This is a genomic window from Pseudomonas sp. KCJK9000 (genome assembly GCF_046230725.1).
GTDB lineage: Bacteria > Pseudomonadota > Gammaproteobacteria > Pseudomonadales > Pseudomonadaceae > Aquipseudomonas > Aquipseudomonas promysalinigenes.
In genome coordinates, this window is sequence record NZ_JBJJLN010000002.1 from 79,597 (window position 1) to 95,819 (window position 16,223).

13 protein-coding genes and 1 pseudogene are annotated in these 16,223 nt (G+C 60.7%); 8 read left to right on the plus strand and 6 right to left on the minus strand.

The window, feature by feature from the left end; all coding sequences use genetic code 11:
- Positions 1–180: 180 nt before the first annotated feature.
- Positions 181–945 carry a methyl-accepting chemotaxis protein gene (locus ACK59H_RS01640; protein ID WP_409264222.1) on the minus strand — a complete coding sequence of 255 codons (765 nt, stop codon included), beginning with the start codon at positions 943–945 and terminating at the stop codon, positions 181–183.
- 93 nt (positions 946–1,038) lie between these two features.
- A pseudogene (locus ACK59H_RS01645) lies at positions 1,039–2,241 on the minus strand (cache domain-containing protein); the annotation flags it as partial.
- On the opposite strand from ACK59H_RS01645, the gene ACK59H_RS01650 reads away from it, so the two are divergent.
- The gene (locus ACK59H_RS01650; RefSeq protein ID WP_060478069.1) at positions 2,222–3,697 is read left to right on the plus strand and encodes a helicase HerA-like domain-containing protein; all 1,476 of its coding nucleotides are present in this window, start codon (positions 2,222–2,224) and stop codon (positions 3,695–3,697) included. The pseudogene ACK59H_RS01645 and the gene ACK59H_RS01650 sit on opposite strands and share 20 nt — an antisense overlap.
- A 126-nt stretch (positions 3,698–3,823) precedes the next feature.
- Here the strand turns inward: ACK59H_RS01650 and ACK59H_RS01655 are convergent, their stop codons facing one another.
- Entirely contained in the window at positions 3,824–5,296 is a 1,473-nt protein-coding gene (locus tag ACK59H_RS01655; RefSeq protein ID WP_060478068.1) for an inorganic phosphate transporter, read from the minus strand.
- Positions 5,297–5,610: 314 nt separating this feature from the next.
- The gene (locus ACK59H_RS01660) at positions 5,611–5,811 is read right to left on the minus strand and encodes a hypothetical protein (protein WP_060478067.1); all 201 of its coding nucleotides are present in this window, start codon (positions 5,809–5,811) and stop codon (positions 5,611–5,613) included.
- Positions 5,812–6,266: 455 nt separating this feature from the next.
- On the opposite strand from ACK59H_RS01660, the gene pcaR reads away from it, so the two are divergent.
- From pcaR to pcaC, 7 genes are all read left to right on the plus strand, one after another.
- Positions 6,267–7,142 (plus strand): pca regulon transcriptional regulator PcaR, encoded by an 876-nt coding sequence (gene pcaR, locus ACK59H_RS01665; RefSeq protein WP_060478066.1) that lies wholly within the window; start codon positions 6,267–6,269, stop codon positions 7,140–7,142.
- Positions 7,143–7,432: 290 nt separating this feature from the next.
- Positions 7,433–8,776, plus strand: a complete 1,344-nt coding sequence (locus ACK59H_RS01670) for an MFS transporter (protein WP_060478065.1) — start codon at positions 7,433–7,435, stop codon at positions 8,774–8,776.
- Positions 8,777–8,928: 152 nt separating this feature from the next.
- On the plus strand, positions 8,929–10,134 hold the full coding sequence (gene pcaF / locus ACK59H_RS01675; protein WP_186477635.1) for a 3-oxoadipyl-CoA thiolase: 1,206 nt from the start codon (positions 8,929–8,931) through the stop codon (positions 10,132–10,134).
- A gap of 213 nt (positions 10,135–10,347) precedes the next feature.
- On the plus strand, positions 10,348–11,637 hold the full coding sequence (locus ACK59H_RS01680; protein WP_060478063.1) for an MFS family transporter: 1,290 nt from the start codon (positions 10,348–10,350) through the stop codon (positions 11,635–11,637).
- Between the two features lie 9 nt (positions 11,638–11,646).
- On the plus strand, positions 11,647–12,999 hold the full coding sequence (locus ACK59H_RS01685) for a 3-carboxy-cis,cis-muconate cycloisomerase (protein WP_060478062.1): 1,353 nt from the start codon (positions 11,647–11,649) through the stop codon (positions 12,997–12,999).
- An 11-nt stretch (positions 13,000–13,010) separates the two neighbouring features.
- Complete coding sequence (pcaD, locus tag ACK59H_RS01690; protein WP_060478061.1) at positions 13,011–13,802, plus strand: 3-oxoadipate enol-lactonase; 792 nt, start codon at positions 13,011–13,013, stop codon at positions 13,800–13,802.
- A 10-nt stretch (positions 13,803–13,812) separates the two neighbouring features.
- On the plus strand, positions 13,813–14,205 hold the full coding sequence (gene pcaC / locus ACK59H_RS01695; RefSeq protein ID WP_060478060.1) for a 4-carboxymuconolactone decarboxylase: 393 nt from the start codon (positions 13,813–13,815) through the stop codon (positions 14,203–14,205).
- Here the strand turns inward: pcaC and ACK59H_RS01700 are convergent.
- Both ACK59H_RS01700 and ACK59H_RS01705 read right to left on the minus strand, forming a co-directional pair.
- Complete coding sequence (locus tag ACK59H_RS01700) at positions 14,202–14,714, minus strand: DUF962 domain-containing protein (protein WP_409264191.1); 513 nt, start codon at positions 14,712–14,714, stop codon at positions 14,202–14,204. The two genes, pcaC and ACK59H_RS01700, sit on opposite strands and share 4 nt — an antisense overlap.
- Before the next feature lie 190 nt (positions 14,715–14,904).
- Entirely contained in the window at positions 14,905–16,161 is a 1,257-nt protein-coding gene (locus ACK59H_RS01705) for an OprD family porin (RefSeq protein WP_060478058.1), read from the minus strand.
- Positions 16,162–16,223: the final 62 nt, after the last annotated feature.

Below are 16,223 nucleotides of genomic sequence, written 5' to 3' on the forward strand. Positions count from 1 at the left end.
GACCTGACTGAAGGATAGTTTGTTCGATCGGAGTAGGGCACCGGCTTTGCCGGTGTTGGCGGGTAATCCCGCACCTACGCGGGCCGCGCGTGCTCCGGGAAAGGGAGCGGCTCGAGCCGCGAAGCATGCAGCGCGAGAGGCTAGTGACAGTGCCCGCAAAGCAGGCACTGTGGAACACAGTCAGATGCGGAAACTGCCGACCAGATGCTTGAGGCGAGTGGCTTGTTGTTCCAGATCAGAGCAGGCGCGCAGGGTGGCCTGCAAGTTCTCGACGCCTTCCTGATTGAGCAGGTTGATCTCATTGATATCCATGTTGATCGACTCGACCACCGCCGTCTGCTCTTCGGTGGCGGTGGCTACCGATTGGTTCATGCCGTCGATTTCGCCGATGCGCACCGTCACGCTGTCCAGGCGCTCACCAGCCTGGTTGGCGATCTGCATGCTGTCCTGGCTGTGGCGCTGGCTTTGGCCCATGGTATCTACCGATTCGCGGGCACCAACCTGCAGCTCTTCGATCATGCTCTGCACCTGCTGCGCCGACTCCTGGGTGCGGTGGGCCAGGTTGCGCACCTCGTCGGCGACCACGGCGAACCCGCGCCCGGCCTCACCGGCGCGTGCAGCTTCGATGGCCGCGTTGAGCGCCAGCAGGTTGGTCTGCTGGGAAATGCTGGTGATCACCTCGAGAATCTGGCCGATGTTCACGGTCTTGCTATTAAGTGTTTCGATGTGCGCACTGGAGGTGACGATCAGGTCGGACAGGCGGTTCATCGCCGCGATGTTACGCTCCACCACCTGCTGACCTTCCTCGGCCAACAACCGTGCAGAGCTTGCATGCTGCGAGGCCTGAGCTGCATTGCCAGCGATTTCCTGAGCAGCCGCGCCCAGCTCATTGATGGCTGCGGCGACACTGTTGGTGCGGTTGGACTGTTCGTCGGAATTGGCCATCGACGAGTTCGATGCGCTGATTACCCGCAGGGCGACTTCGTTGACGTGCTCGGTAGCCGAGGACACTTCACGGATCGAGCCGTGAATACGCTCGACGAAGCGGTTGAAAGCCTTGCCCAAGATGCCGAATTCGTCATGATTGTGGATGGTCAGGCGCTTGGTCAGGTCACCTTCGCCTTCGGCGATGTCTTCCATGGCGCGGGTCATGGTATGCAGCGGCTGCATCAGAACGCGGATCAGTAGGCCGAGCAGGCCAATGATGATCACCACGGCCACCACGGTTGCGATCACTGCCGAGGTGCGGAAGGTGCTGAGCATGGCAAAGGCTTTGTCCTTGTCCAGCGACAGGCCGATATACCAGTTGGCGGCAGGCAAGCCTTTGATCGGGGTGAAGGTCAACAGGCGTGCCTGGCCGTCGCTGACCACTTCTGTCAGTGCACCCGACAGTTGCGGTGTGTGCTGCGGGAACAGGTCCGACAGCGATTTCATCACCAGATCCTTGTCGGGGTGAACCAGGATCTTGCCCTGGTCGTTGACCAGGAAGGCATAGCCCATGCCGCCGAAGTTGAGCGAGTTGATGATCTGCACCAGGCCATCGAGCGCCAGGTCCCCACCTACCACGCCGACGTTGCCTGCGACCTTGCTCAGGATGCCGATAACCATCTTGTTGGTAGTCAGGTCGATATAGGGCTCGGTCAGAATCGCCCCTTGGGCGTTCATGCCGTCCTTGTACCAGGGCCGGGTGCGCGGGTCGTAGCCATCAGGCATCTTGGCATCGGGGCGTACACTGAAGCCACCATCGACCTTGCCCAGGTAGACCGTGAGAAAACTTGAGGTCAACGCATTCTGGCCCATCAGTGTTTCGGCATTGGCAGGCTGTTGAGCAATGTTCTGCGCCAGGTTTTCAACCAGCTTGATCCGGCCATCGAACAGGTTGCGGATGTTGGTTGAAGTGGATTCGCCCATTTCAGCCAGGTAGTTCTCGAGGTCTGCGCGGATTGCATTACGCTGAAGATAGTCGTTGTACAAAGTGAACAGGCTGAAGGCAAGTATCACGATCAAAGAGGCAGCCCACAGAATCTTGTGGCTGAAACGCAGGTTTTTGTTCATGGCGTAATCGGTTCCGCTAAGGTCTTTTATCGAGCGGTCGCGCGCTAGGCGCTGACGGTGCAACACCCCGAAAATTCCTTTTTCGAAAGCTCCGGTCCTATCTAGGCGAATATCAACTGAAGGTATCGGCTGAACTAAGCTAAAGCTTGAGCGAGGATTCAAAGAGATGTCGGAAATTTCTTCCATAGTTGTAGGCTCTGATCCGGGCGGTCAACCGGTTCAGCAACCCATGCGCCTTGCCAATCGTCACGGCCTGATCGCTGGCGCCACCGGGACTGGCAAGACGGTGACCCTGCAGCACCTGGCGGAAGTGTTCAGCGACGCGGGTGTAGCGGTGTTTGCGGCAGATATCAAAGGCGACCTGTGCGGTTTGGGGGCGGTAGGCACGCCCCACGGCAAAGTGGCCGAGCGAATTGCGGGCATGCCGTGGCTGGGCTACACGGCAAAAGCCTATCCAGTGTCGCTGTGGGATGTTGCCGGGCAGTCCGGCCACCCGTTGCGCACCACCCTCAGCGAGATGGGGCCATTGTTGCTGGGTAACCTGCTGGAGCTGACCGATAGCCAGCAGGCTGCGCTGTATGCTGCTTTCAAATTCGCAGACCGTGAAGGCTTGCTGCTGCTTGACTTGAAAGACCTCAAAGCCCTGTTGGCGCACCTCAAAGACGATCCGCAATTGCTCGGCGAAGACAGCGCGTTGATGACCACCGGCTCCACGCAGGCACTGCTGCGGCGGTTGGCCACCTTGGAGCAGCAAGGCGCTGAAGCCTTGTTTGGCGAGCCGGCGCTGCAATTGGAAGACTTAATTCGGCCTGACACCGATGGCCGTGGACGCATCCATTTGCTAGACGCTAGCCGATTGGTGCATGAGGCACCGAAAGTTTATGCCACCTTCCTCTTGTGGCTGCTGGCCGAGCTTTTCGAACAGCTACCGGAGCGCGGTGATGCCGAAAAGCCGGTGCTGGCGCTGTTTTTCGATGAGGCACACCTGTTGTTCAACGGCACGCCAAAAGCGTTGCAGGACCGCCTTGAGCAGGTGGTACGGCTGATTCGCTCGAAGGGCGTGGGGGTGTATTTCGTCACTCAGTCGCCCAGTGACCTGCCCGATAGCGTATTGGCGCAATTGGGCTTGCGCATCCAGCACGGCTTGCGCGCTTTTACCGCCAAAGAGCAGAAATCGCTCAGGGCTGTGGCTGATGGCTTTCGTCCTAACCCTGCATTCGACAGCCTGGCAGTGCTGACAGAGCTGGGGATTGGCGAGGCATTGGTCGGCACGCTGGAAGACAAAGGTACGCCGGCCGTGGTTCAGCGGGTGCTGATCGCGCCACCGCAATCGAGGATAGGGCCGTTGACGGCAGCCGAGCGCAGCGCGCTGATTGCGGCTTCACCCCTGCTTGGGCGGTATGACAAGGTCATTGATCGGGAGTCGGCCTACGAAATGCTCACCCAACGTAAAGGTGAGCCGGTGGAGCCTGTGCCTGTGCCTAAGGCCGATGAAGAGAGCTTTGCCGACAAGGCGGGCGAGTTTCTGCAGAGTGCGGCGGGGCAGGCGATCAAGTCGGCGGTGCGCCAGGCGGCCAATCAACTGGGCCGGCAGTTGGTGCGCGGGCTTATGGGCTCGTTGCTGGGCAGCAAGAAACGTTAGGTTGACCGGTGCAGGCATTGTGCAAGCAACGGTTTTTTCTAACCGCGCCTGCCTATTGGCGGGTAAAGCGGTGCCATGCACCGCTTTACATGCTTTACGGCTAAGGCCGCTCCCGCAGTGCCTTTTTTAGGCCAGCGCCTTCGATGCCAGCCAGAACAGACCAGCGGCCAGGCCCATCGAAGCAGGTAGGGTCAGCACCCAGGCCAGCAGGATGGTCTTCACCGTGCCGCCTTGCAGGCCGCTCTTGTTGGCGACCATGGTGCCAGCAACGCCGGACGACAGCACATGGGTGGTCGACACTGGCAGGGCGAACACGTTGGCCATGCCGATGGCGCACGCTGCGGTGATCTGCGCCGACATGCCCTGGGCGTAGGTCATGCCCTGCTTGCCGATCTTCTCTCCGACGGTGAGCACCACACGTTTCCAGCCGACCATGGTGCCCAGGCCCAAGGCCAGGGCGACGGCCACGATCACCCAGAAGGGAGCGTATTCGGTGGTCGCGGTAAGGTCTTTGCGCAGCTTCTCGAGGTCTGCCTTTTCGCGGGCATCCAGGCCAGGCAACTTGCCGACTTTTTTCGCGGTGTCATCCAGGCACAGCAGGTAGCGGCGCACTTCAACGCGCTTGTCGGCATCCAGGGCGTGGTAGTCGGTCACGCCTTGCAGCGAGGTCTGCAGCGCAGCAATGGTCGGTTCGGTCTGCTGCGGGTTGCAGCTGAACTGCTCGGGCAGGTCGGTCGACTTGGCCTTGCCCAGTGCCAGGAACTCACCCAAGGTGGCAGCGTTGCGCTCGTAGAACTGGCTCATGTGCAGCGTGGCGTCGCGGGTCCGTTCGATCTGATAGGTGGTGCTGTTCAGATCGAGAACGAACTTGGCCGGGACGATACCGATCAGTACCAGCATGATCAGGCCGATGCCTTTCTGGCCGTCGTTGGAGCCGTGTACGAAGCTCACGCCCATGGCCGAGATGACCAGGACCAGGCGGTTCCAGAATGGCGGATGCTTCTTGTCGTCGAGCTTGCGGCGTTGTTCTGGCGTCTTGTGCATCTTCGACTGCGGGCGCCACCACTTAAGGCCAATCAGCACCAGCGCAGCGACGGCAAAACCTGCGATCGGCGAGACCACCAGCGACATGGCGATGTCGATCGCCTTCTGCCAGTTCACGCCGTCGCCCAGCGGGATGTCGTTGATCAGCGCATTTGCCAGGCCCACGCCGAGGATCGAGCCGATCAACGTATGCGAGCTGGAGGCAGGAATGCCGAAGTACCAGGTGCCGAGGTTCCAGGTGATGGCGGCGGCCAGCAACGAGAAGACCATGGCCAAGCCATGCCCTGTATTCACGTTGATCAGCAGCTCGACCGGCAGCAGGTGCACGATGGCATAGGCCACCCCGACCCCTCCGAGCAAAACGCCGAAGAAGTTGAATATGCCGGAGAAGAACACGGCAAGGTGTGGGGGCATGGCTTTGGTATAAATGACAGTGGCTACCGCGTTGGCGGTGTCATGAAAGCCATTGATGAACTCGAATGCGAGCACGAAGGTCAAGGCGAGTAGCAAGCTCACCAACACCCAGGCATCCAGTCCGCTGAATAAATCGATCATGAAGGTTGTCTGGCGGTCATAGGGGGGGCGGATTATGCCAGAAAACCTTGGCAATCGATGCACCCGCTGAAGACCGGTCACAGCAGTCTGAGCGGCTTCTTACCCCGGAAGCTCCCTTGGTCGAGTGTAGGAAAATCCCTTAAAACCCATCAAAAGGTGGAAAAATCGCCCATCTACCGAGAAAAACCATACTTAAACAAAATTCAAACGAGCGTATGAAATTTGTGTAATTCCATTTCATGCTCAGCCTTTGGATAATGATCGGCCTTGGCCAGGGTGATCCGGTGCAATGCTGCTGTTAACACCTCGGCCATTCAGGGGTGTTCGCCACGCAGCTCCTTTTCCATTTTTTCGAGTTCCTGGCTGAAGGCCTGGTCCTGAACGGTAGCGCGTTTACGCCAGGGTTTGCGATCCGGCTCCGGTTGCGCCGCATAAGTGGTGACTTCACCACCATAAACTTCCGTGTAACGTTCAGCCTGGCGCTCGAGTTCCGCGCGCAGTTCTTCTTTCGTCACAGTAGTACCTTAATGAGTGATTGTGAGTGATATTGCAAGCAAGCGTAAGTTGCCCAGGCGTTCGCCGCATGTATAGGCAGACTAAGGGCTGACGCCAGTATTCAGTCACGCAGGAGCGCATCCCAGCCGGGATCCGAACATGACAACTACTGCTTTGCCAGTAAGGCTATTTACGCAAATGCGTGCAAACTTTCAAGGCCAGTTATCGGCCGTACAAACTTTGAGCAGGCAAGGCTGTGAGAGTTCGTAAAAGTTTTTTGCGACAACAGAAATAAAACGGCCCCGCACTAGGCGAGGCCGTTGCCTGGGACTTCGACGGTGGGTACCTGACCAGTCTCTCCAAAGAAGCCACATGTGGCAGGAGAAAGGTATAAGTAAATTTGTCAGCGGTCAATTGCGATTATCGGCCGTTCGTTCGATAATCGCACGAGCTAGCGATTTATTTGAGGTGCGCGATGAACGACGAAACCACCGCCTATGACCACGCCAACCCAGAGCCTGTGCGGCCGAGCCTTACGGCGCTGGCGCCGCCTATCGTGGCGTCACCTGCCAAGCGTATCCAGGCATTTACTGGTGACCCGGATTTCATGACCTCACTGGCCCGCGGGCTGGCAGTTATCCAGGCTTTTCAGGAGCGCAAGCGCCACCTGACCATCGCGCAGATCAGCCATCGCACCGAAATCCCCAGGGCGGCCGTGCGTCGCTGCCTGCACACGCTGATCAAATTGGGCTACGCCACCACGAATGGACGGACTTATTCGCTGCTGCCCAAAGTGTTGACCTTGGGCCACGCCTACCTCTCGTCCACACCACTGGCGGTCTCGGCTCAGCCCTATCTGGACCGCATCAGTGATCAGTTGCACGAAGCAGCCAACATGGCCACTCTGGAAGGCGACGACATTCTTTATATAGCTCGTTCGGCCACGGTGGAGCGGCTGATTTCGGTGGACCTGTCGGTAGGCGGGCGTTTGCCGGCCTATTGCACATCCATGGGGCGGATTTTGCTGGCGGCGATGGACGACACCAGCCTGCGCGAATACCTCGAGCGTGCAGACCTCAAGGCCCGTACCAGCCGCACCCTGAACGACCCTGATTCATTGTTCGCCTGCATTCAGCAGGTGCGCGAGCAGGGCTGGTGTGTGGTGGATCAGGAACTCGAGCAGGGCCTGCGGTCGATCGCAGTGCCGATCTATGATGCCTCTGGCCAAGTATTGGCGGCGCTGAATGTCAGCACACACGTCGGGCGCGTTACCCGTAGCGAGCTGGAGCAGCGTTTCCTGCCCATTCTGTTGGCGGCCAGCCGTGACCTTTGCCATCAGTTGTTCGGTTGACGAAGCGATGTCGAGGTTTCCTGTTCGATAAACGCACAGTGTCGCTCCCGGTGAATTGCGCCTCCCCCAAACGCTGATTAATGTCTCTCGCAACGGTCGGCACAGCCGACCGATACAAGAAAAACATTCGAGGCGCATTCCATGACCACTGTCACTCAACTGCTGCGGCCGCACCCGTTTGCAGTTCCGTTGTATCCAGGCTGACTCAGGCCGCCCTGCATCGCTATTGAAGCCCTGTACTGTTTGCCAAGTGCACAGGCCCAACCGTGCCCACATTCTGGATAACAACAATGAACCAACCCCATGCTGTCGGGAACAATCTCGACGTCCAGTCGTTCATCAATGAACAACCCCTTTCACGCTATCAGTGGCGTGTGGTGATCCTCTGCTTCCTGATCGTTTTCCTCGATGGCCTCGATACTGCGGCCATGGGCTTCATTGCGCCCGCCTTGTCCCAGGAGTGGGGCATCGACCGCGCCAGCCTGGGCCCGGTGATGAGTGCCGCATTGATCGGCATGGTATTCGGTGCCTTGGGTTCGGGGCCGCTGGCCGACCGCTTCGGACGCAAGGGCGTGCTGGTAGGCGCGGTGCTGGTGTTCGGTGGTTTCAGTCTGGCTTCTGCCTATGCCAGCAACGTCGATCAGCTGCTGGTATTGCGCTTTCTGACGGGCCTGGGCCTGGGCGCCGGCATGCCCAATGCCACCACGCTGCTGTCCGAATACACCCCAGAGCGTCTCAAGTCGCTGCTGGTGACCAGCATGTTCTGCGGCTTCAACCTCGGCATGGCCGGTGGCGGGTTCATCTCTGCGAAGATGATCCCAGTCTACGGCTGGCATAGCCTGCTGGTGGTCGGCGGCGTGCTGCCGCTGCTGCTGGTGGTAGTGCTGATGGTGTGGCTGCCGGAGTCGGCGCGCTTTTTGGTAGTGCGTAATCGCGGTACCGACAAGGTGCGCAAGACCTTGGCGCCTATTGCCCCGTCGGTGATCGCGCAGGCCGCCAGTTTCAGCGTGCCTGAGCAGAAGGCCGTAGCTGCCCGCAACGTGTTCGCGGTGATCTTCTCCGGCACCTATGGCCTGGGCACCGTGTTGCTATGGCTGACCTACTTCATGGGGCTGGTGATCGTTTACCTGTTGACCAGCTGGTTGCCGACGCTGATGCGCGACAGCGGCGCAAGCATGGAGCAGGCCGCGTTCATCGGTGCGCTGTTCCAGTTCGGTGGTGTACTCAGCGCAGTCGCGGTGGGTTGGGCCATGGACCGATTCAACCCGCACAAGGTCATCGGCATTTTCTACCTGCTGGCGGGGGTGTTCGCCTACGCAGTGGGTCAAAGCTTGGGCAACATCACGGTGCTCGCAACCCTGGTGCTGGTTGCTGGCATGTGCGTTAACGGTGCGCAATCGGCCATGCCGTCGCTGGCAGCACGTTTCTACCCAACCCAGGCGCGCGCCACAGGCGTATCGTGGATGTTGGGGATCGGGCGCTTCGGGGCCATTCTGGGTGCCTGGAGCGGCGCCACGCTGTTGGGGCTGGGCTGGAACTTCGAGCAGGTGCTGACGGCCTTGTTGGTGCCCGCGGCACTGGCGACGGTCGGCGTGATCGTCAAAGGCCTGGTAAGCCACGCTGACGCCACTTGATCCGGCGGGGGCTGCTGACGCAGCCCCTTTGAAAGACCGATAGCAGGGCAACATTTGGTTCGATAATCGCACCAATAGTCGATTATCGAATTGTAAGCGCCCCCCCTGTCTCCTTAATCTGGACCCAACGTAGCACCCCTGGCAGGAGAAGCCTGATGCGTGAAGTATTTATCTGTGACGCCATCCGCACCCCGATCGGCCGCTTCGGCGGCGCCCTGGCCGGCGTGCGCGCCGACGACCTGGCGGCGATCCCGCTTAAGGCGCTGATCGATCGCAACCCATCGGTGCAGTGGGACCAGCTTGACGAGGTGTTCTTCGGCTGTGCCAACCAGGCCGGTGAAGACAACCGCAACGTCGCGCGTATGGCCCTGCTGCTGGCCGGCTTGCCGCAGAGCATTCCTGGGGTGACCTTGAACCGTCTATGCGCCTCTGGAATGGACGCCATCGGCACTGCCTTCCGTGCCATTGCCAGTGGCGAGATGGAGCTGGCAATCGCTGGCGGCGTCGAATCGATGTCGCGTGCGCCATTCGTCATGGGCAAAGCCGAAAGCGGCTACTCGCGCAACATGAAACTTGAGGACACCACCATCGGCTGGCGGTTTATCAACCCGTTGATGAAGAGCCAGTATGGTGTCGATTCCATGCCGCAAACCGCCGACAACGTGGCTGACGACTATCAGGTTTCCCGCGCCGACCAAGACGCGTTTGCCTTGCGCAGCCAGCAGAAAGCGGCTGCTGCTCAGGCTGCGGGCTTCTTCGACGAGGAAATCGTGCCTGTGCGTATCGCTCACAAGAAGGGCGAAACCGTCGTCGAACGCGACGAGCACCTGCGCCCTGAGACCACCTTGGAAGCACTGACCAAGCTCAAACCGGTCAATGGCCCGGACAAGACCGTCACCGCAGGCAACGCCTCGGGCGTGAACGATGGTGCCGCCGCTTTGATTCTGGCATCGGCTGAAGCCGTGAAAAAGCATGGCCTCACCCCACGTGCTCGGGTACTGGGCATGGCCAGCGCCGGTGTTGCCCCGCGGGTGATGGGCATTGGCCCGGTGCCAGCGGTGCGTAAACTGACTGAGCGCCTGGGTGTTGCGGTCAGCGACTTTGATGTGATCGAGCTCAATGAAGCGTTCGCCAGCCAGGGCCTGGCAGTGCTTCGTGAGCTGGGTGTGGCCGACGATGCGCCGCAGGTCAACCCCAATGGCGGCGCGATCGCCCTGGGCCACCCACTGGGCATGAGCGGTGCGCGCCTGGTGTTGACTGCGCTGCATCAGTTGGAGAAGAGCGGCGGCCGTAAAGGCCTGGCGACCATGTGCGTGGGCGTCGGCCAAGGGTTGGCGCTGGCCATCGAACGGGTTTGACCGGTAGCGGCCTTTTCGCGACGTTTCGATGTCCTGGTGAACACGCTTCGCAGAGGAACCACGCCTCCTGCTGTGTGGCGTGATCATCCTGACTTCAAACCGGCGTGAAGAGGCCGGTACTTTTCGGGCAGGCCCAGGGCCATCCCGCAGGCTGAACGAGGTGTTACCAGGTGTGTCTAGACTTACCTGCAACCTATCAGGAGTAAACACGCCATGACCTCAACTCATTACACCGGTGAAGAGCGCAGCAAGCGCATCTTCGCCATCGTCGGCGCCTCATCAGGCAACCTGGTGGAATGGTTCGACTTCTACGTCTATGCCTTCAGCGCAATCTACTTTGCCGCCTCGTTCTTCCCTTCCGGCGACCCGACCGTGCAACTGCTCAATACCGCCGGTGTATTCGCTGCAGGCTTTCTGATGCGCCCGATCGGCGGCTGGTTGTTCGGGCGGCTGGCCGACCGTCATGGGCGCAAGAACTCCCTGATGATCTCAGTGCTGATGATGTGCTTCGGCTCGCTCATGATCGCCTGCCTACCAACCTATGCCAGCATCGGTGCTTGGGCCCCGGCGCTGCTGTTGCTGGCGCGGTTGATCCAAGGGCTGTCGGTGGGGGGCGAGTATGGCACCACCGCCACCTACATGAGTGAGGTGGCTTTGCGTGGTCAGCGTGGCTTCTACGCATCGTTCCAGTACGTGACCCTGATTGGCGGCCAGTTGTTGGCCGTGCTGGTGGTGGTGGTCATGCAGCAGCTGCTGAGCGACGAGGAACTGCGGGCGTGGGGCTGGCGTATCCCGTTCGTGGTCGGAGCCATCGCTGCGCTTATCTCACTGATGCTGCGCCGCTCGCTGCATGAAACCAGCAGCGCCGAAACCCGCAAGGACAAGGACGCAGGTTCGATCAAGGGGTTGTTCCGCAACCACACTGCAGCCTTCATCACCGTGCTGGGCTACACCGCAGGTGGTTCGCTGATCTTCTATACCTTCACTACCTACATGCAGAAGTACCTGGTCAACACGGCAGGGATGAACGCCAAGACCGCCAGTTTCGTGATGACCGGGGCGCTGTTCCTGTACATGGTGATGCAACCGTTCTTCGGCATGCTCTCCGACCGCATCGGCCGACGAAATTCGATGTTGCTTTTCGGTGCGCTGGGAACGCTCTTTACCGTCCCGCTGCTGATGGCGCTCAAAACCGTGAGCAGCCCATTCATGGCCTTCGTGCTGATCACCCTGGCGCTGTGCATTGTCAGCTTCTACACCTCGATCAGTGGCCTGGTGAAGGCCGAGATGTTCCCGCCTCAGGTGCGTGCGCTGGGCGTGGGCCTTGCTTACGCCGTGGCCAACGCAGTGTTCGGTGGCTCGGCCGAGTACGTCGCCCTGGGCCTGAAGACCATGGGCATGGAAAACACCTTCTACTGGTATGTGACGGCCATGATGGCGATAGCCTTCCTGTTCAGCTTGCGCCTGCCGAAACAGGCGAAATACCTGCACCACGATGACTAAGGACGTTGCATGAGCAACCAACTGTTCGACGCCTATTTCACCGCCCCGGCCATGCGCGAGGTCTTCTCCGATCGCGGGCGCTTGCAGGGCATGCTCGATTTCGAGGCCGCACTGGCCCGTGCCGAAGCCGATGCCGGTTTGGTCCCGCACAGCGCCGTGGCGGCCATCGAGGCCGCCTGTCACGCTGAGCGCTATGATGTGCGTGCCCTGGCCGATGCCATTGCTACCGCTGGCAATTCGGCAATCCCATTGGTCAAGGCACTGGGCAAGGTAATCGCCAGTGGTGTGCCGGAAGCCGAGCGTTACGTGCACTTGGGCGCCACCAGCCAGGATGCGATGGATACCGGGCTGGTTCTACAGTTGCGCGATGCCCTGGAGCTGATCGAAACCGATCTTGGCAAGCTGGCCGATACGCTGGCCCGACAGGCGTTGCTGCATGCCGATACACCGCTGGTGGGCCGTACCTGGCTGCAGCATGCCACGCCTGTCACTCTGGGCATGAAGCTGGCTGGGGTGCTCGGGGCCCTGACCCGACATCGCCAACGCCTGCAGCAATTGCGCCCGCGTTTACTGGTGCTGCAGTTCGGCGGCGCTTCCGGGAGCCTGGCCGCGCTGGGCAACAAAGCCCTGCCGGTAGCTGAAGGGCTTGCCGCGCAACTCAAACTGGCGTTGCCTGAACAGCCTTGGCACACCCAGCGTGATCGCCTGGTGGAGTTCGCGTCGGTATTGGGCCTGGTGGCCGGTAGCCTGGGCAAGTTCGGTCGCGATATCAGCCTGCTGATGCAGACCGAAGCCGGTGAGGTGTTCGAGCCTTCGGCGCCGGGCAAGGGCGGGTCGTCGACCATGCCACACAAGCGCAACCCAGTGGGCGCGGCGGTGCTGATCGGCGCCGCTACGCGGGTTCCTGGCCTGCTTTCGACTTTGTATGCCGCCATGCCCCAGGAGCACGAACGCAGCCTTGGCCTGTGGCATGCGGAATGGGAAACCCTGCCGGACATCTGCTGCCTGGTCTCTGGCGCTTTGCGCCAGGCCCAGGTAATTGCCGAGGGTATGGAGGTGGATGCCGAGCGTATGCGTCGCAACCTGGACCTGACCCAAGGGCTGGTGCTGGCTGAAGCGGTCAGCATTGTCCTCGCTCAGCGCCTGGGTCGTGACCGCGCCCACCATTTGCTGGAGCAGTGCTGTCAGCGGGCAGTGGCCGAACAACGTCACCTGCGCGCGGTACTGGGTGATGAGCCGCAGGTCAGTGCCGAGCTGAGCGCCGAGGAACTCGACCGCCTGCTCGATCCTGCTCATTATCTTGGCCAGGCCCGCGTCTGGGTGGCGCGCGCCGTGGCCGAACATCAACGTTTGACTGCCTGAAGGAGATCGCTGTGGCGCATGTGCAACTGGCCGATGGCGTACTGAACTACCAACTTGACGGCCCGGCCGATGCCCCGGTGCTGGTATTGTCCAACTCGCTGGGTACCGACCTTGGCATGTGGGACAGTCAGATCCCGCTGTGGAGCGAGCATTTCCGGGTGCTGCGCTACGACACCCGCGGCCACGGTGGCTCGCAAGTCACCGAAGGGCCTTACAGCATCGAGCAGTTGGGCAAGGATGTGCTGGCACTGCTCGATGCACTGGGCATCGAGCATGCGCATTTCGTAGGCCTGTCCATGGGCGGCCTGATCGGCCAGTGGCTGGGCATTCATGCCGGCGCCCGCCTGCATAGCCTGACGCTTTGCAACACCGCAGCGAAGATCGGCAACGATGAGGTGTGGAATACACGTATCGACACCGTGCTCAAAGGCGGTCAGCAAGCGATGGTCGATCTGCGCGATGCCTCCATCGCCCGCTGGTTCACCCCGGCATTCGCCGAGCAGCAGCCACAGCAGGCCCAGCGCATCTGCCAGATGCTCGCGCAGACCAGCCCCGAGGGTTATGCGGCCAACTGTGCGGCGGTTCGCGACGCTGATTTTCGTGAGCAATTGGGCCGTATTCAGGTCGCTACGTTGATCGTTGCCGGTACCGAGGACGTGGTCACCACCCCCGAACATGGCCGCTTCATGCAGGCCGGCATCATCGGTGCCACCTATGCTGAGTTCCCAGCTGCGCACCTATCCAATGTCGAGATCGGCGAGGCGTTCAGCCGCCGGGTGCTCGACTTCCTGCTGGCTCGCTGAGGGATTGGCCATGGATGAGAAACAACGCTACGACGCCGGCATGCAGGTACGCCGTGCAGTGCTGGGTGACGCCCACGTCGACCGCAGCCTCGAGAAACTCAACGGCTTCAACGGCGAGTTTCAGGAAATGATCACCCGTCATGCCTGGGGTGATATCTGGACCCGCCCGGGCTTGCCACGGCATACCCGTAGCCTGATCACCATCGCCATGTTGATCGGCATGAACCGCAACGACGAGCTCAAGCTGCACTTGCGTGCAGCGGCCAACAACGGCGTGACCCGCGATGAGATCAAGGAAGTGCTGATGCAGAGTGCGATCTATTGCGGCATTCCAGCGGCCAATGCCACGTTCCACCTGGCCGAATCGGTGTGGGACGAGTTGGGCGTGGAATCGCGCGGCTAAGCCCCGCGCATGGCCACCGGCCCGGCATTGGCTTCTACCGCTTGCTTCAACGCCGGGCACAGACCCAGCATGAATGCTGCTTCAGCGACCACGAACAGCGGGCCTATGATCAGCCCGCTGATATCGTCGACGAATGCAGGTTTGCGGCCTTCGTAGTAATGCCCGACGAACTGAATGATCCAGCCCACCACGAAAGTCCCCAGCCCGGCACTGAGCCACACGGCGGTCGATTGCATGGCCAGTGCCTGGCCGATCCATAAGCACACCCCGAGCAGCAGGCCCATCACCAGGCCAAAGCGCACGTCCAGGCGCAGGTAGAACCACACCGAAGCCGCCGCGCCAAGCAGGGCAGGGGACAACCATATTCCCGCCAGCTCCCAGCCGGGTCGCGACATCAGGACCGTGACAGCGACCACTATCAGCGGGATGCCGACGAAGTGGGTGGCGATGTTGCGCGGGTCGCGGTGGTAGTTGGCGTATTGGCTCAGGTGTTCGACGAGGTTTTTCATTGTTGTTCCTCCCTGTGTGGCCGATATCTCGATATAGCTGAGAATAGCCTGCAGCGGCCACCATCATCAGCAGAGCGAATGGCAGCAGCGTGCTGGGAGCAATCGACGTCGCGCAATGTACCGAGCAAAAGTACAACGAACGCAGGGCCGGCAGGCCTCTGCGCGGGCAACCCGCGTAGAGGCCTGGGGTTCAGAGAAGATTCAGCGGGTAGCTTACGATCAAGCGGTTCTCGTCGAACGAGTTGGTGCTGAAGTCGCGGCGCATGGTGGAGTTGCGCCATTTCACGGACAGGTCCTTGAAGGTGCCCGACTGGATCACATAGGCCAGCTCGCTCTCGCGCGCCCATTCCTTGCCATCGGTCACCACGCCGCTGGTGACGTTATCACCCTTGATGTAGCGGTTCATCAGCGTTAGGCCGGGGATACCTACGCTGACGAAGTTGAAGTCGTGGCGCACCTGCCAGGAACGTTCCTTGGCATTGTCGAAGCTTGAGTTGTAGCTGTCGTTGGCCAGGGTGCCGCCACTGGTGCCGTTGACACGCATCCAGGCGTTGTCGCCACTGACTTTTTGCAGGCCAACGTAGAAGGTGTTGCCCTTGTAGCGGGCTGAGAGCATCGCCGACGCCGTGCGGTTGTCCAGTTGCCCTGCGCGCTCGGAGCCATCTTCCTTACCCCAGAAGTAGCCGAGGTTGGCGCCCAAGGTCCAGTCGCCAAGCGGTTGGCTGTGCACCAGGTTCAGGTATTGCTGGCGGTAGATGTCTTTGAGTTGAGCGTCCCACAGGCCGACCATGGTGCGCTTGTCGTTGAAGGTGTATTCACCACCTGCGAAGTTGAAACGATCGGATGTGACCGCCGCGCGGCCGGTCATCGACATGTCTTCCATGCTGGCGTCGTTACGCGGGCTGTTGGCGCGGAACTGGCCGCCATACAGGGTCAGCCCGTCGATCTCTTTCGAAGTGATCTGGCCACCGCGGAAGGTCTGAGGCAGCGAGCGGCCATCGTCCGAGCGCAGGATCGGCAGTACCGGCATCCATTCGCCGACCTTGAGCTCAGTTTGCGACAGCTTGGCTTTCAGGGCCACGCCCAGGCGGCCAAAGTCGTCAGCGGGACGGCCGTCATCGTGCACCGGCAGCAATTGGGTGTTGGTGGTGCCTTTGCCACCATCGAGCTTGACCGAGTACAGGCCCAGTACGTCGACCCCAAAACCGACGGTGCCCTGGGTGAAACCGGAACGTGCATCGAGGATGAAGCTCTGGGTCCATTCTTCGGCCTTGCCTTGCGGATGGGCTGGGTGGACGAAATTTCGGTTGATGTAGAAATTGCGCAGGTTGAGGCTGGCCTTGGCGTCCTCCATGAATCCACCGGTGTCGGCGGCGTAGACGGGCAGGGCGCAGGAGATGGCCAACAGGCCGGGCAGCAGCTGGCGTGCGGGTTGGGAAGTGCTCATCTGTCGTGGATCTCTTGTTGTTATGGTCGAACCGTTCTTGTGCAGGGCTGGCTGCAGCTGCG